This is a genomic window from Nonomuraea sp. NPDC050404, assembly GCF_040655495.1.
Lineage (GTDB): Bacteria > Actinomycetota > Actinomycetes > Streptosporangiales > Streptosporangiaceae > Nonomuraea.
In genome coordinates, this window is the sequence record NZ_JBFAKB010000029.1 from 1 (window position 1) to 20,954 (window position 20,954).

General features: G+C 68.0%; 21 protein-coding genes, 1 pseudogene and 1 riboswitch. Of the genes and pseudogenes, 10 read left to right on the forward strand and 12 right to left on the reverse strand.

The genetic code is table 11. From position 1 onward, the window contains the following. Positions 1-346: 346 nt before the first annotated feature. Together AB0I81_RS50320 and mgrA are read left to right on the forward strand one after the other, a co-directional pair. Positions 347-2,437 carry a S9 family peptidase gene (locus AB0I81_RS50320; RefSeq protein WP_360674230.1) on the forward strand — a complete coding sequence of 697 codons (2,091 nt, stop codon included), beginning with the start codon at positions 347-349 and terminating at the stop codon, positions 2,435-2,437. Then, positions 2,434-3,432, forward strand: a complete 999-nt coding sequence (gene mgrA / locus AB0I81_RS50325; RefSeq protein ID WP_360674233.1) for an L-glyceraldehyde 3-phosphate reductase — start codon at positions 2,434-2,436, stop codon at positions 3,430-3,432. The genes AB0I81_RS50320 and mgrA overlap by 4 nt, the downstream gene beginning before the upstream one ends. Here the strand turns inward: mgrA and AB0I81_RS50330 are convergent. Continuing rightward, positions 3,401-5,776, reverse strand: coding sequence for a lysylphosphatidylglycerol synthase transmembrane domain-containing protein (locus AB0I81_RS50330; RefSeq protein ID WP_360674236.1), 2,376 nt, complete (start codon positions 5,774-5,776; stop codon positions 3,401-3,403). The two genes, mgrA and AB0I81_RS50330, sit on opposite strands and share 32 nt — an antisense overlap. Before the next feature lie 214 nt (positions 5,777-5,990). Between AB0I81_RS50330 and AB0I81_RS50335 the strand changes: the two genes are divergently transcribed. Continuing rightward, positions 5,991-7,991, forward strand: coding sequence for a molybdopterin-dependent oxidoreductase (locus AB0I81_RS50335; protein ID WP_360674239.1), 2,001 nt, complete (start codon positions 5,991-5,993; stop codon positions 7,989-7,991). Here the strand turns inward: AB0I81_RS50335 and AB0I81_RS50340 are convergent. Both AB0I81_RS50340 and AB0I81_RS50345 read right to left on the reverse strand, forming a co-directional pair. Further along, complete coding sequence (locus AB0I81_RS50340; protein WP_360674610.1) at positions 7,978-8,448, reverse strand: GNAT family N-acetyltransferase; 471 nt, start codon at positions 8,446-8,448, stop codon at positions 7,978-7,980. The genes AB0I81_RS50335 and AB0I81_RS50340 overlap by 14 nt on opposite strands. 42 nt (positions 8,449-8,490) lie before the next feature. Next, a pseudogene (locus AB0I81_RS50345) lies at positions 8,491-8,907 on the reverse strand (GNAT family N-acetyltransferase); the annotation flags it as partial. Positions 8,908-9,023: 116 nt separating this feature from the next. Between AB0I81_RS50345 and AB0I81_RS50350 the strand changes: the two are divergent. Continuing rightward, a complete protein-coding gene (locus tag AB0I81_RS50350; RefSeq protein WP_360674242.1) occupies positions 9,024-9,473 on the forward strand; it encodes a hypothetical protein in 450 nt (149 codons plus the stop codon). A gap of 2 nt (positions 9,474-9,475) precedes the next feature. Here AB0I81_RS50350 and AB0I81_RS50355 read toward each other — a convergent pair whose 3' ends face one another. From AB0I81_RS50355 to AB0I81_RS50365, 3 genes are all read right to left on the reverse strand, one after another. Then, positions 9,476-9,856 (reverse strand): VOC family protein, encoded by a 381-nt coding sequence (locus AB0I81_RS50355; protein ID WP_360674245.1) that lies wholly within the window; start codon positions 9,854-9,856, stop codon positions 9,476-9,478. Positions 9,857-9,888: 32 nt separating this feature from the next. Further along, positions 9,889-10,203 carry a multidrug efflux SMR transporter gene (locus tag AB0I81_RS50360; protein ID WP_360674248.1) on the reverse strand — a complete coding sequence of 105 codons (315 nt, stop codon included), beginning with the start codon at positions 10,201-10,203 and terminating at the stop codon, positions 9,889-9,891. A gap of 33 nt (positions 10,204-10,236) precedes the next feature. After that, positions 10,237-10,293, reverse strand: a riboswitch (guanidine-III (ykkC-III) riboswitch). Positions 10,294-10,318: 25 nt separating this feature from the next. Then, positions 10,319-11,116 (reverse strand): class I SAM-dependent methyltransferase, encoded by a 798-nt coding sequence (locus AB0I81_RS50365; protein WP_360674251.1) that lies wholly within the window; start codon positions 11,114-11,116, stop codon positions 10,319-10,321. A 102-nt stretch (positions 11,117-11,218) separates the two neighbouring features. Here AB0I81_RS50365 and AB0I81_RS50370 point away from each other — a divergent pair, with 102 nt between their 5' ends. From AB0I81_RS50370 to AB0I81_RS50380, 3 genes are all read left to right on the forward strand, one after another. Continuing rightward, positions 11,219-13,024 carry an acyl-CoA dehydrogenase gene (locus tag AB0I81_RS50370; protein ID WP_360674254.1) on the forward strand — a complete coding sequence of 602 codons (1,806 nt, stop codon included), beginning with the start codon at positions 11,219-11,221 and terminating at the stop codon, positions 13,022-13,024. A gap of 119 nt (positions 13,025-13,143) precedes the next feature. Next, the gene (locus AB0I81_RS50375) at positions 13,144-14,082 is read left to right on the forward strand and encodes an MBL fold metallo-hydrolase (RefSeq protein ID WP_360674257.1); all 939 of its coding nucleotides are present in this window, start codon (positions 13,144-13,146) and stop codon (positions 14,080-14,082) included. 32 nt (positions 14,083-14,114) lie between these two features. Next, the gene (locus AB0I81_RS50380; RefSeq protein ID WP_360674260.1) at positions 14,115-14,378 is read left to right on the forward strand and encodes a hypothetical protein; all 264 of its coding nucleotides are present in this window, start codon (positions 14,115-14,117) and stop codon (positions 14,376-14,378) included. Between the two features lie 137 nt (positions 14,379-14,515). Here AB0I81_RS50380 and AB0I81_RS50385 read toward each other — a convergent pair whose 3' ends face one another. Both AB0I81_RS50385 and AB0I81_RS50390 read right to left on the reverse strand, forming a co-directional pair. Then, positions 14,516-14,668 (reverse strand): hypothetical protein, encoded by a 153-nt coding sequence (locus AB0I81_RS50385; protein WP_360674263.1) that lies wholly within the window; start codon positions 14,666-14,668, stop codon positions 14,516-14,518. A 146-nt stretch (positions 14,669-14,814) separates the two neighbouring features. Beyond that, complete coding sequence (locus tag AB0I81_RS50390; RefSeq protein WP_360674266.1) at positions 14,815-15,036, reverse strand: hypothetical protein; 222 nt, start codon at positions 15,034-15,036, stop codon at positions 14,815-14,817. Positions 15,037-15,223: 187 nt separating this feature from the next. Here AB0I81_RS50390 and AB0I81_RS50395 point away from each other — a divergent pair, with 187 nt between their 5' ends. From AB0I81_RS50395 to AB0I81_RS50405, 3 genes are read left to right on the forward strand one after another with little or no spacing between them, the layout of a single operon-like run. Next, on the forward strand, positions 15,224-15,382 hold the full coding sequence (locus AB0I81_RS50395) for a hypothetical protein (RefSeq protein ID WP_360674269.1): 159 nt from the start codon (positions 15,224-15,226) through the stop codon (positions 15,380-15,382). Further along, positions 15,379-15,876, forward strand: coding sequence for a DUF6879 family protein (locus AB0I81_RS50400; RefSeq protein ID WP_360674272.1), 498 nt, complete (start codon positions 15,379-15,381; stop codon positions 15,874-15,876). Before AB0I81_RS50395 ends, AB0I81_RS50400 begins: the two co-directional genes overlap by 4 nt. Continuing rightward, the gene (locus AB0I81_RS50405) at positions 15,869-16,696 is read left to right on the forward strand and encodes a helix-turn-helix transcriptional regulator (protein ID WP_360674275.1); all 828 of its coding nucleotides are present in this window, start codon (positions 15,869-15,871) and stop codon (positions 16,694-16,696) included. The genes AB0I81_RS50400 and AB0I81_RS50405 overlap by 8 nt, the downstream gene beginning before the upstream one ends. 25 nt (positions 16,697-16,721) lie before the next feature. Here the strand turns inward: AB0I81_RS50405 and AB0I81_RS50410 are convergent, their stop codons facing one another. From AB0I81_RS50410 to pdhA, 4 genes are all read right to left on the reverse strand, one after another. Beyond that, the gene (locus tag AB0I81_RS50410; protein ID WP_360674278.1) at positions 16,722-17,015 is read right to left on the reverse strand and encodes a Dabb family protein; all 294 of its coding nucleotides are present in this window, start codon (positions 17,013-17,015) and stop codon (positions 16,722-16,724) included. 134 nt (positions 17,016-17,149) lie between these two features. Continuing rightward, entirely contained in the window at positions 17,150-18,790 is a 1,641-nt protein-coding gene (locus tag AB0I81_RS50415; RefSeq protein WP_360674281.1) for a 2-oxo acid dehydrogenase subunit E2, read from the reverse strand. A gap of 14 nt (positions 18,791-18,804) precedes the next feature. Beyond that, positions 18,805-19,785: an alpha-ketoacid dehydrogenase subunit beta gene (locus AB0I81_RS50420; protein ID WP_360674284.1), complete on the reverse strand. Its 981-nt coding sequence runs from the start codon at positions 19,783-19,785 to the stop codon at positions 18,805-18,807. After that, positions 19,782-20,873, reverse strand: coding sequence for a pyruvate dehydrogenase (acetyl-transferring) E1 component subunit alpha (pdhA, locus tag AB0I81_RS50425; RefSeq protein ID WP_360674613.1), 1,092 nt, complete (start codon positions 20,871-20,873; stop codon positions 19,782-19,784). Before pdhA ends, AB0I81_RS50420 begins: the two co-directional genes overlap by 4 nt. Positions 20,874-20,954: the final 81 nt, after the last annotated feature.

Here is a 20,954-nt window from a genome sequence, read left to right on the forward strand (position 1 = left end):
AGGCGTTTTCCGTTCGTTCGTTGTGTCTTAACTCTCTCAGCCGTTCAAGTTCCTGTCAAATTGACCGGACTCGCTCGACCTGCGGGAATTAAGCGGCGCCCCCTTTCGAGGACAACCCCTCTAACTTACCAGCCCTTCGTCCGACTTGCGAATCGATCGCCGGACCGGCGCGTCATACGGGATTACCGACATTCCACGGCACAACACACCAAAGTCACCGGAGTGAAGGAGGAGGTTGCGCCGCACCGCGTCGGCTTCTAAAGATTAGCAGCGCTCCTGAGCCCTCGGGCCCGATCACCGACTTCTCCGGCAACGGAACGATCACAACCGAACATAGACTCCCCACGTGAGCAGCAACACGCCGCCAGTGGCGAAGAAGATCCCCACGGAGCGCACACATCACGGCGACACCGTCATCGACGAGTACGCCTGGCTGGGCAACAAGGAAGATCCGGACACGACCGCATATCTGGAGGCGGAGAACGACTTTCTCAAACTCGAGACCGCTCACCTCGCCGAGCTCCAGGAGCAGGTCTTCCAGGAGATCAAGGGCCGCACCCAGGAGACCGACCTCTCCGTGCCCAGCCGCAAGGGCTCGTGGTGGTACTTCTCGCGTACCGAGGAGGGCAAGCAGTACGCCGTCTCCTGCCGGGTCCCCGCCGACGGCGACGCGCCGCCGGTGATCACCCCGGGCGTGCGGCTCGACCGCGAGCAGGTCATCCTCGACGGCAACGAGCTCGCCGGCGACAGCGAGTTCTTCTCGATGGGCACCAGCTCCGTCACCCCCGACGGGAAGATGCTGGCCTTCTCGACCGACTTCAAGGGCGCCGAGCGTTTCACTCTGAAGTTCAAGAACCTTGAGACCGGTGAGCTGCTCCCCGACGAGATCGAGGACATCTTCTACGGCGGCGCCTGGGCGGCCGACGGCTCGGCGTACTTCTACACGCGCGTGGACGACGCCTGGCGCCCGTACCAGGTCTATCGGCACACCCTGGGCACCCAGGAGGACGTGCTGGTCTACGAGGAGAGCGACGAGCGTTACTGGGTCGGCATCGGGCTGACCCGCAGCGAGAAGTACCTGGTGCTGGGCGCGGGCAGCAAGATCACCAGTGAGGTGCGGCTGCTCGACGCCCTCGACCCCACCGGCGAGTTCACGCTCGTGCGGCCCAGGAAGACCGGGGTCGAGTACGGCGTCGAGCACGCCGGCGACTTCTTCTACATCCTGCACAACGAGAACGCCGAGAACTTCGAGCTGGCCACCGCCCCGCTCGACGACCCCGGCACGTGGACCCCGCTGATCGCGCACCGCGAGGACACCAGGCTGCTGGAGATCGACGCGTTCGCCGGCCACTCCGTGGTGCACTTCCGCCGCGACGGGCTGACCGGGCTGCGGGTCCTGCCGTACGGCGCGGGCGGGGGCACCTGGCGCGAGCGGGTGGAGGCGTCCGAGCGGAACGCGTACGAGATCGACTTCCCCGAGCCGCTCTACGACGTCGGCCCGGCCGGTAACCCCGAGTTCACGACGGGGCGGCTGCGGCTGGGGTACACGAGCATGGTCACGCCCTCCAGCGTGTACGACTACGAGCTGGACAGCCACGAGCTGATCCTGCTCAAGCAGCGCCCGGTGCTGGGCGGCTACGACCCGGCCGACTACGAGCAGTTCCGCGAGTGGGCCACGGCCGAGGACGGCACGAAGATCCCGGTCTCCATCGTCAAGCGCAAGGACACGGCCAAGCCGGCCCCGACCGTGCTGTACGGGTACGGCAGCTACGAGTCCTCCATGGACCCGGGCTTCTCCGTCCCGAGGTTGTCGCTGCTCGACCGGGGGTTCGCCTTCGCGGTGGCGCACGTGCGGGGCGGCGGTGAGATGGGCCGCCGTTGGTACGAGGAAGGCAAGCTGACCAGGAAGCGCAACACGTTCACCGACTTCGTGGCGGTGGCCGGGCACCTGAAGGCGTCCGGCTGGAGCGAGCGCATCATCGCCAGGGGTGGTTCGGCGGGCGGGCTGCTGATGGGCGCGGCGGCGAACCTGGCGCCGGAGGAGTTCGCGGGCGTCGTGGCCGAGGTGCCGTTCGTGGACGCGCTGAACACCATCCTCGACCCGTCCCTCCCGCTGACCGTGATCGAATGGGACGAGTGGGGCGATCCTCTGCACAATGCCGACGTATACGCCTATATGAAGAGCTATACGCCGTACGAGAACGTGGACGGCAGGCCGTACCCGCCGATTCTGGCGATCACCAGCCTGAACGACACCCGCGTGCTCTACCACGAGCCGGCGAAGTGGATCGCCCGGCTGCGCGCCACCGCCGCCGGCGGGCCGTTCCTGCTGAAGACGGAGATGGGCGCGGGGCACGGCGGTCGCAGCGGGCGTTACGACGCCTGGCGGGAGGAGGCGTTCGCGCTGTCCTGGATCATTGAAAGGGGTACATCATGACGTATCAGGCCGACGACGGGCGCTATGAGCGCCAGCCGTACAACCGCAGCGGGCGCAGCGGGCTCAAGCTGCCCGCGGTCTCGCTGGGCCTGTGGCACAACTTCGGCGACAACCGGCCGATCGAGAACTCGCGGGCGATCCTGCGCCGGGCCTTCGACCTCGGCGTGACGCACTTCGACCTGGCCAACAACTACGGGGTGCCGTACGGCTCCGCGGAGCAGAACTTCGGCCGGATCATGCGCGACGACTTCACCGCGTACCGGGACGAACTGATCATCTCCACCAAGGCCGGCTATGACATGTGGCCGGGCCCCTACGGCGAGTGGGGTTCGCGCAAGTACGTGCTGGCCAGCCTCGACCAGTCGCTCAAGCGCATGGGCCTGGACTACGTGGACATCTTCTACAGCCACCGTCCCGACCCGGAGACGCCGCTGGAGGAGACCATGGGCGCGCTGGACCGGGCGGTGCGCTCGGGCAAGGCGCTGTACGCGGGCATCTCCAACTACTCGGCCGAGCAGACCGCCCAGGCCGCGCGGATCATGCGTGAGCTGGGCACGCCGCTGCTCATCCACCAGCCGTCCTACTCGATGATCAACCGGTGGATCGAGGACGGGCTGCTGGACGCGCTGGAGGAGGCGGGGATGGGCTGCATCGTGTTCTCGCCGCTGGCGCAGGGGCTGCTGACCGACCGTTACCTGGACGGGGTGCCGGCGGACTCGCGGGCGGCCACGAGCCGGTTCCTGAACGCCGACCGGATCGACAGGGACCTGGCGCGCGACCTGAACGAGATCGCGAAGACCAGGGGGCAGACGCTGGCCCAGATGGCGCTGTCGTGGGCGATGCGGGACCCGAGGGTGACGAGCGTGCTGATCGGCGCCAGCAGCGTCAAGCAGCTGGAGGACAACGTGGCGTGCGTGGACGGCCCGGCCTTCACGGAGGACGAGCTGCAGGCCATCGACAAAATTACAGAAGCTCGTTCCGCTGCAGGTAGGTGAAGGCGGCCCAGCCCGGGAGCACCGGCAGCCAGAACGTGAGCAGCCGGTGCAGCAGCACCGCCGAGGTGGCCAGTTCGGCGGGCACGCCCGCCACCGTCAGGCCGCCCACGAGCGCGACCTCGACCGCGCCCAGACCGCCAGGTGTGGGCGCGGCCGAGCCGATCGCGTTGGCCGTCAGGAACACGACCGCGACGGCGGTGAAGCTGAGCTCGCCGCCGAACGCGGCCACGCAGGCGTCCAGGCAGATCACGAACGTGATGGTGATCATGAGGGTGCCGATGGACGCCTCGATCATCTTGCGCGGCGACTGCAGCACGTCGAGCAGCCGCGGCAACACGTTCGAGAAGAGCTTGTGCAGGCGCGAGGTCACCAGCCTGCGCAGTGGCGGCACGCCGAGCACGGCCACGACCAGCACCGCGACCCCGAGCAGCACCAGGACGAGCCCGCGCGAGGGCACGAACGAGGTGGGCGTGGTGGAGCCGGTGATGTAGGCGAACAGGGCCAGCAGCGCGATGTGGAAGACCAGCATGATGAGCTGCGACGCGCCCACGCTGGCCACCGCGCTGGACGGTGAGATGCCGCGTTTTTGCAGGTAGCGGGTGTTGATCGCGACGCCGCCGACCGCGGCGGGCGCGACGAGCTTGACGAACGAGGACGCGAGCTGCACCAGCACGGTGCGCCAGAGCGGCAGGTGCTCGGGCACGAACCCGCGCAACATGAGCGCGGCGGCCACGAAGCTGCAGGCGGAGGCCACCAGCGCCAGCCCCGACCAGGCCCAGTTGGCCGTGGTGACGACGTCGTAGACGTTGACCTGGCTGAGCTGGGACAACACGATGTAGGCGGCGATGGCGCTGGCGATGATCGTGATCAGGGTGCGCGGCTTGAACCGTTCGAGGCGCACCTCCTCGACCTTGCCCTGCGGCTTGAGCGCGACGATGTGCTCGCGGATGCCTGGTAGCACGTTCTTGGCCTTGGCCACCGCCGACCTGGTCTCCCTGGTCAGCGCGATCTGCTGGAGCAGCGGCATGGCGGCGGCCAGCGCGTCGCGGCCCATCACGTTGGCCGCGGCGCGGACCGAGCGTTCCGGGCCCACGCGCAGCGCCAGGTAGGTGAGGAGCTGGGCGACGTCGAGGCGCAGGAGCAGGTCTCCGGCGGCGATCTCGCCGCTGCGCGCGTCGGTGAGCACGACGCGGCCGGCGCCGTCGAGGTGGATGCCGTCGCCGGTCAGTCGCCGGTGCGCCAGGCGCTGGATCTGCAGCAGTTCGACCTGCTCCCAGATCTGGGCGAGCAGTTCGTCGTCGATCTCCGCGTCGGGCACCTCGTCGAGGGGGCGCGTCTCGATGTGCTCGTAGGCGAGCAGCGCGGCCTCGGTGCCGATCTCGCTGGTGCCGAGCAGGCGCGGGGTGCTGGCGCCGGCGGCCTGGGCCGCGTACGCCATGAGCGCCTCGCGTTCGAGCTCCGCCCGCAGCGAACGGATGGCGCGCCGCCTGGTCTCGGAGTTGAGCCTGATGCGCCGCCACAACCGGTACGGCAGCCCGGCCACCTGCCGGTCGCGGTCGAGCACGGTGACGTCGAGGCTGGAGCCGTCCCTGAGGCCGATGGCGTAGCGGCGGCTGCCCTGGTGGTCGTCCTCGACGCGGCGCGCGGAGACGGGCACGAAGGACAACTTGCGCAGGGCGGCGACCACGGCGCTGCCGGCGGGCCTGGTGTTGGGGCTGCCGACGCCGTACAGGGTGGCGTAGCCGATGGCCATGCCGACCACGACGGTGACGATGGCGCTGGGGATGGTGATCTGGCGGCCGGAGAAGAAGGCCAGGATGTAGAGCGCGATCGTGGTCCACATCAGCATCCGCCAGGTGGGGCGGCGGGAGATGCGGACGGCGGTGGCGTAGGCGATCACGGAGGTGAGCAGCGTGTTGAGCGGCTCGATCTGTCTGTCGCCGGTGAGCAGCACGCGCAGGTCGTCGACGTTGCCGGCGACGAGCCACTGCCCGAGCAGGAACGAGCCGGCCATGCCGACGATGGCCGCGATCAGTCCTTCGGCGACGCGCAGGCCGTCGCGGTGGAAGACGCGCTCGACCGCGAAGGCCACGGGCACGATGAGCACGGCCGCGCCGCCGAGGAAGGCGGCGATCCTGGGCAGCACCGGTACGAGTTCGGCGCCGTCCTGGACGTCGGCCTCCAGCCCGATCAGGGTCTGCTTGCCGACCAGGGCGAGCAGGATGACCACGCCGAGGACCATGAGCGTGGCGAAGAAGCGGAGCAGGTCGGAGGGGCGGCGCAGACGCTGCGGCAGCAGCGGCTCAACAACGTAGATGTCGTTGTCCACGCGTGACTCGGCCACGGCTGGATCCCCCTCCGAGAGGTCCTCCGTGTCGTCTCGTTCCCTGATATCGGCCACTGACCGCGATTCTGCACCTTCCTGTGCCGGAGCGTACGAACCCTGACTTCCAGTGTGCTCAATCGTCCCCGCAGTAGTCGCAGGGGCAGGCTACACGTTGGGGTTCCCACTGTTCACCTCCGAATTTACGGTGGCGGGTGCACGTAGGCTGTGTCCTATGTCGGGTGATTTGAGGGTTTTGGGGGCGTGTCCGCTGGACTGCCCGGATGGCTGCTCATGGGTGGTGACCGTCGAGAACGGCGAGGCCGTCAAGCTGCGCGGCAACCCCGACCACCCCTACACCAGGGGTGCGCTGTGCGTGAAGGTCAACCGCTACCTGGAGCAGACCCGGGCCGGCGACCGCATCCTGTACCCCATGCGCCGCGTCGGGCCGAAGGGCTCGGGCCGGTTCGAGCGCATCTCCTGGGAGGAGGCGCTGGAGGAGATCTCCGTACGGCTGCGCGGCATCGTCGAGGAACACGGCGGCCAGGCCATCTGGCCCTACCTGGGCACCGGCACGCTGGGCTACCTACAGGGTTGCGAGGGCGTGGCGGGCCGGCGGTTCTGGAACACGCTGGGCGCCTCCAAGCACTGGCTCAACATCTGCTCCTCGGCCGGCAACAGCGGGCTGTTCCGTACGAACGGCACCCCGGCCGGCATGGACCCCGAGAACTTCGCCCTGTCCAAGCTGATCCTGCTCTGGGGCACCAACACGCTGACCAGCGGCCACCACCTGTGGAAGTTCATCCAGGACGCCCGCGCGAACGGCGCCCACATCGTCGCCATCGACCCGATCCGCACCAGGACGGCCGACCAGGCCGACGAACACCTGGCGATCAGGCCCGGCACGGACGCGGCGCTCGCGCTCGGGCTGCTCAACGTCGTGCTGGCCGAGAACGCGCAGGACGAGGAGTTCCTGGCCGAGCACACCGAGGGATGGGACGACTTCCGCGAGGAGATCCTGCGCCACCCGGTCGAGCGGGTGGCCGAGATCACCGGGATTCCCGCCGAGTCCGTCCACAGGCTGGGGATGCGCCTGGCCCACACCCGTCCGACCGCGCTGCGCGCCACGCACGGACTGCAGCGGCACGCGGGCGGCGGCACCGCGCTGCGCACGATCGCCGCGATCCCCGGCGTCACCGGCGACTGGCGCCACCCCGGCGGCGGCCTCGCCTTCTCCACCAGCGGCCACGTCCACCTCAACATCGACAGGCGACAGGACCTGCTGGCCGAGCCGGTGCGCACGCTGGTGATGACCAAGCTGGCCTCCCAGCTGGACGAGTCGGTCAAATGCCTGTGGGTGTACGCGGCCAACCCGGTCGGCTCCTCCCCCGACGCCAATGCCATCAGGCGGCGGCTCATGCGCGAGGACCTGTTCACGGTGGTCATGGAGCAGTTCCCGACCGACACCGTGGACTACGCCGACATCGTGCTGCCCGCCACCATGCAGACCGAGCACCACGACCTGCACGCCGGCTACGGCCACCTTTACCTGATGTGGAACGAGCAGGCCGTCCGGCCGCCGGGCGAGTGCCTGTCCACGACGGAGACGTTCCGCCGGCTGGCCGCGCACATGGGGATGACCGAGCCGTCGTTGTACGACTCCGACCTGGAGCTGGCCGAGCAGCTCCTGACCAGCGGGCACCCCTCCCTGGAGGGCATCACCCTGGACAGGCTGCGCAAGGAGGGCTGGGTGCGGATGAACTACCCGCAGCCGTTCGCGCCGTTCGCCGAGGGCTTCCCGACGCGTTCGGGGCGGTTGCGCTTCCCGCAGCCGGGCAAGGCGTACGTGCCGTCCCACACGGCCACGGCGGGGCAGGGAACGCTGACGCTCGTCACGCCCGCCTCGCACACGTTCCTCAACACCACCTTCGGCAACAACCCCGAGTTGCGCCGCCGCGCCAAGGACCCCGTGGTGCTGGTCAACCCGGCCGACGCGGCGGCGCGCGGGCTGTCGCACGGGCAGCGGGTACGCGTGCACAACGACGGCGGCGAGTTCCAGGCGGACGTGGAGATCAGCGACCGGGTGTCGGCCGGGGTGGTGGCCTCGACGAAGGGCCGCTGGCCCAAGCTCAGCCCCGGCGGCGCCAACCCGAACGCCGTCGTGGCCGAGCGGGACGGGGACATGGGCATGGGGCCCGCCTACCACGACAACCTGGTGGAGATCAGTCCAGTTTGAGCTTGTAGCCGACGTGGGAGTCGGTGAAGCCGAGGGAGTCGTAGAAGCGGTGCGCGTCCGTACGTGACTTGTCGGAGGTGAGCTGCACCATCGCGCAGCCGCGCGCCCGCGCCCTGCCGATCGCCCACACGATCATCTTGCGGCCCAGCCCCTGACCCCGGGTGGACGCGGCGACCCTGACCGCCTCGATCTGGCACCGCTCCGAACCCAGCCGCGACAACCCCGCCAGGTACGTGAGCTGCATCGTGCCCACCACCTTGCCGTCGCGCTCGGCCACGATCAGCTCGTCGTCGGGGTCGGCGTCGATGCGCTCGAACGCCGCGAGGTAGCGCCCGTCTCCCGGGTCGCCCTCCCGCGCGGCCCCCAGCGGATCGTCGGCCAGCATCGCCACGATCGCCGGGACGTCCTCGGCGCGGGCCTGACGGAAGAGCAGGGACAACACGTAGTGGGACTCCATCAGGGCCGGGTTGGACGGCAGCGCCATGACCTTGCCACTCGGCGTGAACCCCTTACGGGTGTAGAGCGCGCGGGCCGCCTGATTCCGGTCCACCGCCCACAGGCCGATCTCCTCCGCCTGCATGCTCCTGGCCCACGCGAGGGCGGCATCCACCAGCCGGGACCCGACACCACCCGTCCTGGCCTCGGGCGCCACCCACATCGACAGCAGGTGCGCCGCCGCCCCGCCGTCCTCCAGCAGCACGCACACCAGCCCCACGTCGCCGCCGTCACGCGTGGCCACCCACCACCGCGAGTCCGGATTTTTCAGCCTTTCGGCCCACTTCTCGGGCGGGAACTCGATCTCGCGGTCATAGGAGGAGCCGAACGCGTCCGGCGCGTCCCGCAACGCCCGCAGCCGCACCTCCCGCAGCCGCTCCCCCTCATCAGCGCGAAGTGGCACAATTTCGATGTCAGACATTCCCGCATCATGTCAGGACTCCCTCCGGCCACTCTCGGCGCAGCCCCCGGAAGCCAGGGACAGCTCAGGGTCGGACCCCGATGCCTTCAGGGGCGGACAAAAGGCAGCATGAAGGCATGAACGAAATCAGTCGACGCGATGAGGTCTCGCTGTCCGGCGCCGCGCTTCGCGGTGCTCCTTGGAAGACCGCCGCCATTGGCGGCGGCGTCGCGGCCGCCGTCACCTTCGGGGTCGGCGTGCTCACCGGCGGTGCCGGTCTGGTGTGGTCGCTGGGCGTGGGGATCAGCCTGTTCGCGCTGATCGCCGCGATCGGTGCGGTGTCCAAGCCGCAGGAAGGCGACCGCGTGACGCGCCAGGCCAGGATCTGGGCGCTCAAGCATCCGTTCAAGTTCGCGCTGCTGCCCGCGGGCATCGTCGCCGCTCTGGACTACCCGGTCCAGCTCGTGCTCGACGGTGAGGGGGTGTTCGGGTCGGCGTGGGACGCGCTCTGGCACGGCGCGCTCGTCTACCTGATCGCCGGGATCGTGACGCTCACGATGCAGGGACGAGCGCGATCCGCCCGGTGACCCTACTGTTCGCCCTTCTCCGCCTTACTCCTGCAGACGCAGAACTCGTTGCCCTCGGGGTCGAGCATGACGACCCAACCGGTGCCCTCGGGGGTGCGCCGGTCGTCGGCGATGGTCGCGCCCATCTCAGTCAGGCGCTCGACCTCCTGGTCACGAGTTCTGCCGTCGATCCCGTTGACGTCGAGGTGGATCCGGTTCTTGACGGTCTTGCCCTCCGGCACGCGGATGAACAGGAAGAACGGATACCGCTCGGTGGCGAGCATGATCTCGTCGTCCCCGGGCTCGTCATCGTCTCCCAGGGGCAGGCCGGTGGCCCTGCTCCACCAGCTCGCGATCTCGTACGGGTCCTTGGCGTCAATGGTGACGGCATGAATCTCGATCATTGGGCAACCCAACCGCGACACCACCAAAGGCGTCAAGCCAGTGTTCGCAGCCCGATGACGCCGGCCAGGATGAGCGCGATGGAGATGAGCCGCGGCAGCGACACGTCGTCGCCCATGGCGATCATGCCGAGAATGGCCGTGCCCGCCGCGCCGACGCCGGTCCAGACCGCGTAGGCGGTGCCGACCTCCAGGGACTTGAGCGCGTACGAGAGCAGTCCGAAGCTCAGCACGGCCGTGCCCAGGAACGACAACGTCCACCACAGGCTGGTGAAGCCGTTGCTGAGCTTGAGTGAGAGGGCCATGGCGACCTCGAAGACGCCGGCCACCACGAGAAAGATCCACGCCATGCTGAGCACTCCATGAAAGACGAGACTGACTGGGGTGCGTCGTCTTGGCGATCCGGGTACGGCGCGTCTCGTCCGGGAGCTGAGCTCGTTCAGTGGAACGCGGCGGGCACGTCCGTCATTCCCACCAGATCGTGACCCATCGGTCACGCGGCATCGGCCACATGCCGAGTTCGAGCACCGTCGCCGCCACCTCATCCGCCCGTGCGGGGTCGAGGCAGACCCGGCGGCACGCGGAGGAGGCCAGCTCCTCCAGCGAGGTGAAACGTTCCAGCGGGGATTCCCGCTCCTCCACCTGGACGGCGAATCCGAGCGCCGCCGCCAGCGCCACGCAGTCCTCCGCGATGGGACGTACCGGCCGATCGACGCCGTGGAAGTGTTGCCACAGCGGGGCCATCCAGCTCATGGGGTGGCGGTGCGGCAACTCCAGCACCACCCGTCCCTGCGTACGGTCGTCCAGCGCCTTCAGGAAGTCGGCCAGGTCGGGCACGTTGTAGACGACGTGCGCCGCGATGGTGGCGTCGGCCACCGGCACCTGGTCGCAGACGTCGGGCCAGCGGCCCTCGACCGTGGTGACCGGAACGCCGAGATTGTCCGCCCGGCCCTTCAGACCTTCGAGCATGGATGCCGAGGTGTCCACCGCGTAGAGGTGGCCGATGCGCCCGTGCAGCGGCAGGGAGGAGGCGCCGGGACCCGAGCCCACGTCGAGCAGCGTGCCCTTCTCCGGCAGCCCCTCGGACAGGCGCGTCATGGTGGGCCCGTCGTCGACTTCGGCCAGTGCCCTGTCCGTACGGGTGCCGAACCTCTCAGGCGAGTGACTCCACGGATCCGCGGGGGCCTTGGCCAGGATCTCGTCCGGAATCGCCCAGGATTCCAGGCGCTCCCGCCACCTGGCGGCCAGTTCTTCGGCGTCCATGGAGACGAGCATGCCATGCATGGCAGGGGTTACCCGCGGGTAGCATTCCAGAGTAAGGTTACTGGCCAGTAGAGAAGTCTCGGTTCAAGGAGATCGACGCCCATGGGCCACTACAAGAGCAACGTGCGTGACCTGGAATTCAACCTCTTCGAGGTTTTCGGAAGGCATGAGGTCCTCGGCGCCGGCCCCTTCGCGGAGCTGGACGAGGACACCGTGCGCAGCATTCTCGACGAGATGAACCGGCTGGCGACCGGTGTTCTCGCCGACTCTTTCGAAGAGGGCGACAGGAACCCGCCGGTGTTCGACGCGGCCACGTCCTCCGTGACCATCCCCGATGGCTTCAAGAAGTCGTACAAGGCGCTGATCGACGGCGGCTGGGCGAACATCGACCTGCCGACCGAGCTGGGCGGCCCCGGCATTCCGCGCAGCCTGGCCTGGGCCCTGGCCGAGATGGTGCTCGGCGCCAACCCGGCGTTGTACATGTACGGGGCCGGGCCCAACTTCGCCTACACCATGTGGCAGGTCGGCACCCCCGAGCAGAAGCGCTTCGCCGAACTGGCCATCGAGCGCAACTGGGGCGCCACCATGGTGCTCACCGAGCCGGACGCCGGCTCCGACGTGGGCGCCGGGCGTACCAAGGCGGTGCGGCAGCCCGACGGGAGCTGGCACATCGAGGGCGTCAAGCGCTTCATCACCAGCGCCGAGCAGGACATGACCGAGAACATCTTCCACCTGGTGCTGGCCCGCCCCGAGGGCCACGGCCCCGGCACCAAGGGGCTGTCGATGTTCCTGGTGCCGAAGTACCACGTGGACCTGGAGAGCGGCGAGCTCGGTGAGCGCAACGGCGTCTACGTCACCAACGTCGAGAAGAAGATGGGCCTGAAGGTCTCCACGACCTGCGAGCTGACCTTCGGCGACCGGCATCCGGCGGTCGGCTGGCTGATCGGCGACGTGCACGAGGGCATCAAGCAGATGTTCATGGTGATCGAGCACGCCCGCATGATGGTCGGCACCAAGGCCATCGCCACCCTGTCCACCGGCTACCTGAACGCCCTGGAGTACGCCAAGTCGCGCGTGCAGGGCGCGGACCTGGCCAAGATGGCAGACAAGTCCGCGCCGCGGGTGAGCGTCACCCACCACCCGGACGTGCGGCGCGAGCTGATGTTGCAGAAGGCGTACGTCGAGGGCATGCGCGCCCTGGTGCTCTACACGGCCACGTTCCAGGACACGCTGCTCATCGACCCCGCCGACCGGCACGCCGCCGCGATGAACGACCTGCTGCTGCCCATCGTCAAGGGCGTGGGGTCCGAGAGGTCGTACGAGCTGCTGTCCCGTTCGTTGCAGACCCTGGGCGGCTCCGGCTACCTTCAGGACTACCCGATCGAGCAGTACATCAGGGACGCCAAGATCGACTCCCTGTACGAGGGCACCACCGCGATCCAGGGCCAGGACCTGTTCTTCAGGAAGGTCCTGCGCAACCAGGGCGCGGCGATCGGCGCGCTGCTGGCCGAGATCAACGAGTTCGCCGGCTCCGAGGCGGGCAACGGCCGGCTCAAGGAGGAGCGCAAGCTGCTCACCGAGGCCGCCGCCGAGGTCAAGGCCATGGGCGACACCATGGCGGGCTGGGCGCTCGGCTCGCTGGAGACGCCCTCGGAGGTCTACAAGGTCGGGCTGAACACCACCAGGTTCCTGCTCGCGCTGGGCGACCTGGTCATCGGCTGGCTGCTGCTGCGCCAGGCCGAGGTGGCGCTGGCCAAGCTGGCCGGCGGCGAGGACCCGTTCTACCTGGGCAAGGTAGGGGCGGCGTCGTTCTTCGCCAAGACCGTGCTGCCCCGGCTGGCCGCCGAGCGGCGCGTGCTCGACTCGACCGGCCAGGAGCTCATGGAGCTGCCGGAAGAGGCCTTCTGATGCACTGAGCCACTGCCACCCGCGGCAGTCGCACCGGACGCCCGCCATTCGTGCGGGCGTCCGGTCATTTATCCGAAAGTAACGGTCGGACGGGCCTCGCGGCGGGTTACGTTCGCGGCATGAGTTCGTCTTCGCACGACCATCCCCTGCCGCCGCCGCGCGTCGAAGAGGTGTCTGACGGCGTCTACGCCTACCTGCAACCGGACGGGAGCTGGTGGATCAACAACACCGGGTTCCTGGCCGGCCGGCGCGGCGTCATCGCCATCGACTCCTGCGCGACCGAGCGCCGTACCCGTGCCTTTCGCGAGGCCATCGGCAAGGTCAGCGACCGGCCGGTCACCACGCTGATCAACACCCACCACCACGGGGACCACACGTTCGGCAACTGGCTCTTCCCCGAGGCCACGATCGTCGGGCACGAGGGCGTGCGCGAGCAGATCATCGCCGAGGGCGTGCCCGCCTACCGCGCCGCGTGGTCGGCCGGGGTGGAGTGGGGGAAGATGGAGCCGACGCCGCCGTTCCTCACCTATACCGACCGGATCACCGTGTACTCCGATGAGTTGCGGTGCGAGGTCCGGCATGTCGGGTACGCCGCGCACACCACCAACGACTCCTTCGTGTGGATCCCCGAGCGGCGGCTGCTGTTCGCCGGTGACCTGATCTTCAACGGTGGTACGCCGTTCGTGGTCATGGGTTCGGTGGCCGGGATGTTGCGGGCGCTGGAGCAGCTCAGGGAGCTGGAGGCGGAGACGGTCGTGCCGGGGCACGGTGAGGTGTGCGGGCCCGAGGCGTACGAACCGGTCGAATCCTATCTGCGCTTCGTCCAGGAGACCGCCAGGCGGGGCAAGGAGGCGGGGCTGGCGCCGCTGGAGGCGGCCAGGCAGACGGACCTCGGCCGGTGGGGCGAACTGCTGGACTCCGAGCGCATCGTGGGCAATCTGCACCGCGCCTACGCCGAACTCGACGGGCAACCCCTCGGCGCGCCGATCGACCTGTTCACCGCCATCTCCGACATGATCACCTACAACGGCGGCGAGCCGTTGTCGTGCCTCGCCTGAGATCTTACGGGTGTGATCAACGATAGCCGGGTATGACCGTGGCTGTACTAGCCATTTGCCTGGAGGTCGTCATGGGTGTCGGGGTAAGCATCTTCTTCCTCACGCTTGGCGCCATCCTGAGGTTCGCGATCGAGCCCGATGTGTTCGGCCAGAGCGTCCACATGGATGTGATCGGCCTGATCTTCATGATCGTTGGCGGGGTGGGGATTGTGTTGAGCATCGTGCTGGCCCCCCGGAGGGGTCAGACCTCCGAGGGCCGCCTGATGCACCGCGAGAACAACCCGCCCGACCTCTGAGCCGCCGCCCGTACTGAGGCGGACGTTCAACTGGATCACGCCGGGAGATCGGGGCCGCAACTGACGCGGGCCGGCTCCTGGAGTTCGTCAGGTCCAAACTACAGGCTGAACGCCTTGGGTTGACCACACACGATTGATCACCGGGCGACGCCCGCGAAGATGGCCGACCACAAGCGATCCGCCTCCGCGAAACGCATGAGTGGTGTCCGTTCGACGATGAGATCGTCGGCGGCCTTGACCGTTCGCTGGATGGCAAACCTCCCTCCGGCCTGACCAAACTCGTACGACACCGATTGACATGCGCAAGTGAATCGGCGAGTGCGGATACTGGGGGTCGCCCAGCCAACCGGTTTGAGCCAGTGAATCCTCATGTATCCCTCGAACGGCCGACCAAGGTGAGGAGCCAGACAACCGAGGTCAGGATCCGTAGGCACGGCTACTCCGCACAGGCCCTGCGAAGCATCTGAAGAAGCAAGGTGGCCTCGTCAGCGGCCATCACCCAGACGATGTGGTCGTCAGCCTTGGGATGCCGCTTCGGAGCCGGGCCCGGCGTCCAGTGCGGACGCTCTCCAACGATGATGCCGCGCCAGATCTCTCCGAGTTCGCGAGCGGTGGCCTCGGACCACTCGCCGACTTCGCGCTTGTAATCCACTTTCACTGGTGCCCCCTCCGGCAGCGTCTGTACTGACTATGCCTCTGAAGTATGCCTCACTATGCCTCTCCAGAGGAGTGATTCCAGGCGGCGATACCTACTTTGACATATGAACCGCACTCCTCTTGTGCGCGTATGCCTGCGCAGCTACCTTCGATAGGCATACATCGGGCGAGCGGAGCGGAGACACTGCATGATCCAGGTACGCGGTTGCGAGGGTGACGACTGCCCCAAGGTGTTCAAGACCGAGCGCGGAACGTACGTCGTGCAGGGCGACGTGTTCAACGCGATCACCACGCCGGACGGCGAGACGGCCGTAGAAGTCCCCTTTGCCATCTTGCAGGGCCTGTGATCTCAGCGAACCTGGGCGAGCTGTTCGCCTCCTCGATCCGTGACGTGTTCCGGCTGGAAGTTCGCCAGTCGTACAAGGTCGCGGGCGAGGAGGCGCGACTTGCCGCATGGCGAGCGGGATTGGATTGGCCTGCTGACGTGACGCCCTGGCAGGAACGCGTCAAGCTGCTGGTCTCCAAGGGTGTCCGGATGCGTCGTGTACACGTGATCGAGCCGCCGATCACCGAATACGTCCGCTGGGAGATGGAGGCCTACGAACGCAACGCCACCTTCGGCGAGGAGATCCGGCTCGTCGAGCGCGAGCGGGTGCCCGAAGGGATGCCCGACACCGACTTCTGGCTGTTCGACGAGACCCTGGTCGTGCTCATGCGCTACTCCGCCGATGGAGTTTTGATCGAGCGCGAGCTGTGCGAGGGGAATGCGCAGGCATACGTCCTCGCGCGGGACCTTATCTGGCAAGCCGCACGTCCGCTGGCATTATGGCGGGATGGATGACTACCGGTCACGTCAACTCCATCAGTTCGGCGAACGTATGCGTGGGCTTCGTGAGGTCGCAGGCATAAGCGGTAAGCGGCTGGCGGCGGCGGCCGGCGTCACACAGCCCACCATCAGCAAGATCGAGACGGGTAAGATGTTGCCGTCCGTCGACATGGTGAGCAGACTCGCCGAAGCGATTGGCCTGGACAGCGAAGTACAGGAAGATGTGCTCGATGAGCTGGCACGCATCACCACGGACATCGCATCTTGGCGCAGGTCAGGTGGCCGGGGAGAGGCGAAGCAGGCCATGTTGGCCGAGCGGGAGCGCGCCACGGCGATCCGTAGATCGTTTCATCCGGCCGTGGTGCCCGGCCTGCTCCAGACCGCCGAGTATGCGCGGCAGGTCTGCGCACGGAGCATGTTCCTCACCGAGGAGGAGATGATCCGAGCGGTCGCCGCCCGCATGGAGCGTCAGACACTGCTCTACGCCACCGGCCATCACTTCGAGTTTCTGATCACCGAGGCCGCATTGCGAGTCAAGCTCGGTCCTGTCGAGATCATGCGAGCTCAGCTCGATCGGCTGGCCAACATCTCAACGCTGACGAACGTACGACTCGGCATCGTGCCGTGGTCAGCGGAACTTCCTCGCATCGCCCTTCATGGCTTCGCGATCTTCGATGGCGAGCGGGTGGTGATCGAGACCTACACATCCGAGCTGACACTGACCGACCCGCGCGACATGGAAACCTACACCCAGTTGCTCAACGATCTTTCGACGGTCGCCCTGTACGGCGAAGATGCACGGACACTGCTCCGAGACACGGCGGCCGCTCTGTAAGGCCGCCGTGCCCCCATAAGAAGCGCTAAAGGCTGAGCTGTACGGCGGCGCGGGTCGCCAGGATCGGCTTGATGTACTCGGCGATCACCGACTGGTGGTCCGGGTGGTCGCGGTAGAGCACGTAGTCCTCGACGTTGTCGAAGTCGGCCACCACCGCGTAGTCGTGGTTGCCCTGGTTGATGCCCGCGTCGGGGCCCACCGTGTAGTTGCGCAACTGCGGGATCAGGCCGGGGAGTTTGCGCAGCTCGGACGTCACGGCGGCCTTCTGGTCGGCGGTCGCGTCCTCGGTCCAGGTGAACAGCACGATGTGGCGAATCATGCGGATCACTTTATCGATGTATCAGGGCGGGCTCTCGGTGCTCTGAGGTCAATGGGTGCGGGCGTCCCCACACCGTACGGCGATCGCCGGGGGAGGGGTCCTCCCGGCGGTCGCCGTACTCTTTCCCGTCTGTGTCAGGTCCAGGCGAGCATGCGGATGGGGTCTTCCAGCATCGCGCCGACGTCGCGCAGGAACAGTGAGCCCAGTTCGCCGTCGATGATGCGGTGGTCGAAGGAGAGGGACAGGGTTGTCACCTTGCGTATGGCCAGTTCGCCGTTCACCGCCCACGGCTGGTCCCTGATCTGGCCGATGGCGAGGATGGCGGACTCGCCGGGGTTGAGGATCGGGGTGCCGGTGTCCACGCCGAAGACGCCGACGTTGGAGATGGTGATGGTGCCGCCGGACATCTCTGCCGGTTGGGTGCGTCCTGCTCTGGCTGTCTCCGTTAGCTGGGTCAGTGCGGTGGCCAGGTCGGGCAGTGACAGGTTCTGGGCGTTCTTGATGTTGGGGACCAGGAGGCCGCGGGGGGTGGCGGCGGCGATCCCGAGGTTGACGTAGCGCTTGATCACGATCTCCTCGGCCTGGTCGTCCCAGGTTGAGTTGATCATGGGGTGGCGTTTTGCCGCTGTCAGGACCGCCTTGGCGATCAGGAGCAGGGGGGAGACCTTGGTGTCGGCGAAGTCCTCTACCGTGCGTAGGCGCTGGATCGCCTCCATCGTGGCCGTCATGTCCACCTGGAGGAAGACGGTTACGTGGGGGGCGGTGAAGGCGCTGGTGATCATGGCTTGGGCGGTCATCTTGCGGACGCCCTTGATGGGGATGCGCTCTTCGCCGCCGGTGGGTGCCTTTTCCTGAGGTTGGGGCTCGGGTTGGGGCTCGGTGGCCGCTGCGTGGATGTCGTCGCGGGTGATCGAGCCCTGGGGGCCTGTGCCGGTGATGGTCGTCAGGTCCACGCCTAGGTCTTTGGCCAGTTTGCGGACCGGGGGCTTGGCCAGGACTGCTACTCGGCTGAGCACCGTGTGCGTTGCGCCGGACTCCGCCGCACCACTCCCCGCCGACCCGGCACCGGGAGTGACGGGGGTGGCGACGGACTGTGCGCCCGCCGCCGGTGTGGCCGGCGCGCCAGGGGTGGGTAGGGCGCCGGCTACCTCTACGCGGGATGGGTTGGCGACCGGGTTGGTGGGGGCGCCGGTTGAGGTGGTCTTGCGGGGGCGGCGTTTGGTGGCGCCGGTTTTGACGCCGTAGCCGACCAGGACCGCCTGGCGTTCCTCCTTGGGGGCCGGGCTGCCGTGGGCGCCCGGTTCGACCGCGCCCTCGGCGGGAGGTGTCGGGACCAGGTCTTCGGCCAGGGCGTCGGCCCCGGACGCCGCCTTCGTGCCGGAAGGTCCGCCCGGCCGGGCTGACGTCCCGGAAGGTCCGTCGGGCTGGGGTGACGTTCCGGAAGGTCCGTCGGACGCCGGTGTTGCCTCCCCGGGAGGGGCGTCGGCGGTGGACGGCCTGCCCGTGCCGGTGCCGTCGGTCGGTGGTGAGCCGGGTTCGGTGGTGTCCACGGCGATGATGGGGCGGCCCACGTCGACCGTGTCGCCCTCGCCGGCCATCAGGTCGGCCACCACCCCGTCCCACGGGATCGGCAGCTCGACGATGGACTTGGCCGTCTCGATGTCCACGACGATCTGGTTGACCTTGACGGCATCACCGGCCTTGACGTGCCAGCGCACGATCTCGGCCTCCGTCAGTCCCTCCCCGACGTCAGGGAGCTTGAACTCGCGTCTCATCTGGGCAAACCCCCTCAGTACCCGAAGGCCCGGTCGACGGCGTCGAGCACCCGGTCCAGGTCGGGCAGGTAGTGCTCCTCCAGTTTCGATGGGGGGTAGGGGGTGGAGAGGCCGCCGACCCGCAGCACGGGCGACTCCAGGTGGTAGAAGCACTGCTCGGTGATCCGGGCCGCGAGCTCAGCGCCGAAGCCGCTGTTGACGGGCGCCTCGTGTACGACGATGACCCGCCCGGTGCGGCGTACGGACTCCATCACCACCGGCTCGTCCAGCGGGTTGAGCGAGCGCAGGTCGATGACCTCCAGCGAGCGCCCGTCGTCCTCGGCCGCCGTGGCGGCCTCCAGGCAGGTCTTGACCATGGGGCCGTAGGCCAGCAGCGTGACGTCGCGGCCGGGGCGTACGACCTTGGCGGTGTGCAGCGGCGTCCACCAGTCGGTGGAGGCGGTGTCGATGTCGGCCTTCTCCCAGTAGCGGCGCTTGGGCTCGAAGAAGATCACCGGGTCGTCACTGCGGATGGCCTGCTGAATCATGGTGTAGGCGTCGGCCGGGTTGGAGCAGGCGACGACGCGCAGTCCGGCCGTGTGGGTGAAGTACGCCTCCGGCGACTCGCTGTGGTGCTCGACCGCGCCGATGCCGCCGCCGCACGGAATGCGTACGACGACCGGCAGCCTGATCGCGCCCAGCGAGCGCATCGGCATCTTGGCGAGCTGCGTGATGATCTGGTCGGCGGCCGGGAAGACGAACCCGTCGAACTGGATCTCGCACACCGGCCGGTAACCGCGCAGCGCCAGCCCGATCGCGGTGCCGATGATGCCCGACTCGGCCAGCGGCGTGTCGATGACGCGGTCCTCGCCGAAGTCCTTCTGCAGGCCGTCGGTGACCCGGAACACGCCGCCCAGCTTGCCGACGTCCTCGCCCATGATGAGGACCTTGGGGTCGTCCTCCATCGCCTTGCGCATGCCCTCGTTCAGGGCCTTGGACAAGCTCAAAACGGTCACTGCGCAAACCCCTCCAAATAGGCGGCGAACTCGGCGCGTTCCCGGTCGATCAGGGGGTGGGGCTCGCTGTAGACGTGGTCGAACATGTCGAGCGGCTCGGGGTCGGGCATGACCAGGCAGCGCCGCCGCAGGTCCGCGCCGAGCTGGTCGGCCTCGGCGTCAACGGAGTCGAAGAACGCCTGGTCGGCCAGCTCGTTCCTGAACAGGTACGCCTTGACCCGCTCGATCGGGTCCTTGAGCTTCCACGCCTCCAGCTCGCTGGCCACCCGGTAGCGCGTGGGGTCGTCGGTGGTGGTGTGGGCGCCCATCCGGTACGTGAACGCCTCGATGAGCGTCGGCCCCTGCCCCGTACGTGCGGCTTCGAGCGCCTTGCGCGTCACGGCCAGGCAGGCGAACACGTCGTTGCCGTCCACCCTGATCCCGGGGAACCCGAAGCCGGAGGCCCTGCGGTAGAGGGGGATGCGGGTCTGCTTCTCCAGGGGCTCGGAGATGGCCCACTGGTTGTTCTGGCAGAAGAACACGACCGGCGCGTTGAACACGCTGGCCCAGATGAAGGACTCGTTGACGTCGCCCTGGGAGGTGGCGCCGTCGCCGAAGTAGACGATGGTCGCGGCGTTGGCGTCGTCACGCTGGATGCCCATCGCGTAGCCGACCGCGTGCAGCGTCTGGCTGCCGATCACGATCGTGTACAGGTGGAAGTTGTGCTCCTTGGGATCCCACCCGCCGTGGTTGACCCCCCTGAACAGGCCGAGGAGCTTCACGGGGTCCACATCGCGGCACCAGGCCACACCGTGCTCGCGGTAGGTGGGAAAGGCCATGTCGGAGTCGGTCAGCGCGCGCCCCGAGCCGATCTGGGCGGCCTCCTGGCCGAGCAGCGAGGCCCAGATGCCCAGCTCGCCCTGGCGCTGGAGCGCCACGGCCTCCAGGTCGATGCGCCGGACGAGCACCAGGTCGCGGTAGAGCGACCGGATCTCCTCCGAAGTCAGATCAATGTCGTAGTCGGGATGCTCGACCCGCTCACCCTCGGGGGTGAGCAACTGGACAAGCTCAGGAGGTGCCCCCGCACCGCTTGAGGCGTCGTTGGTCATGCGCCACTCCTGCTGGTCGGGGCTGGTCGTCAGTGGGGTTGCCACATTAGGCCAGCCTTACCTAACGCCGAACCGGGAGGT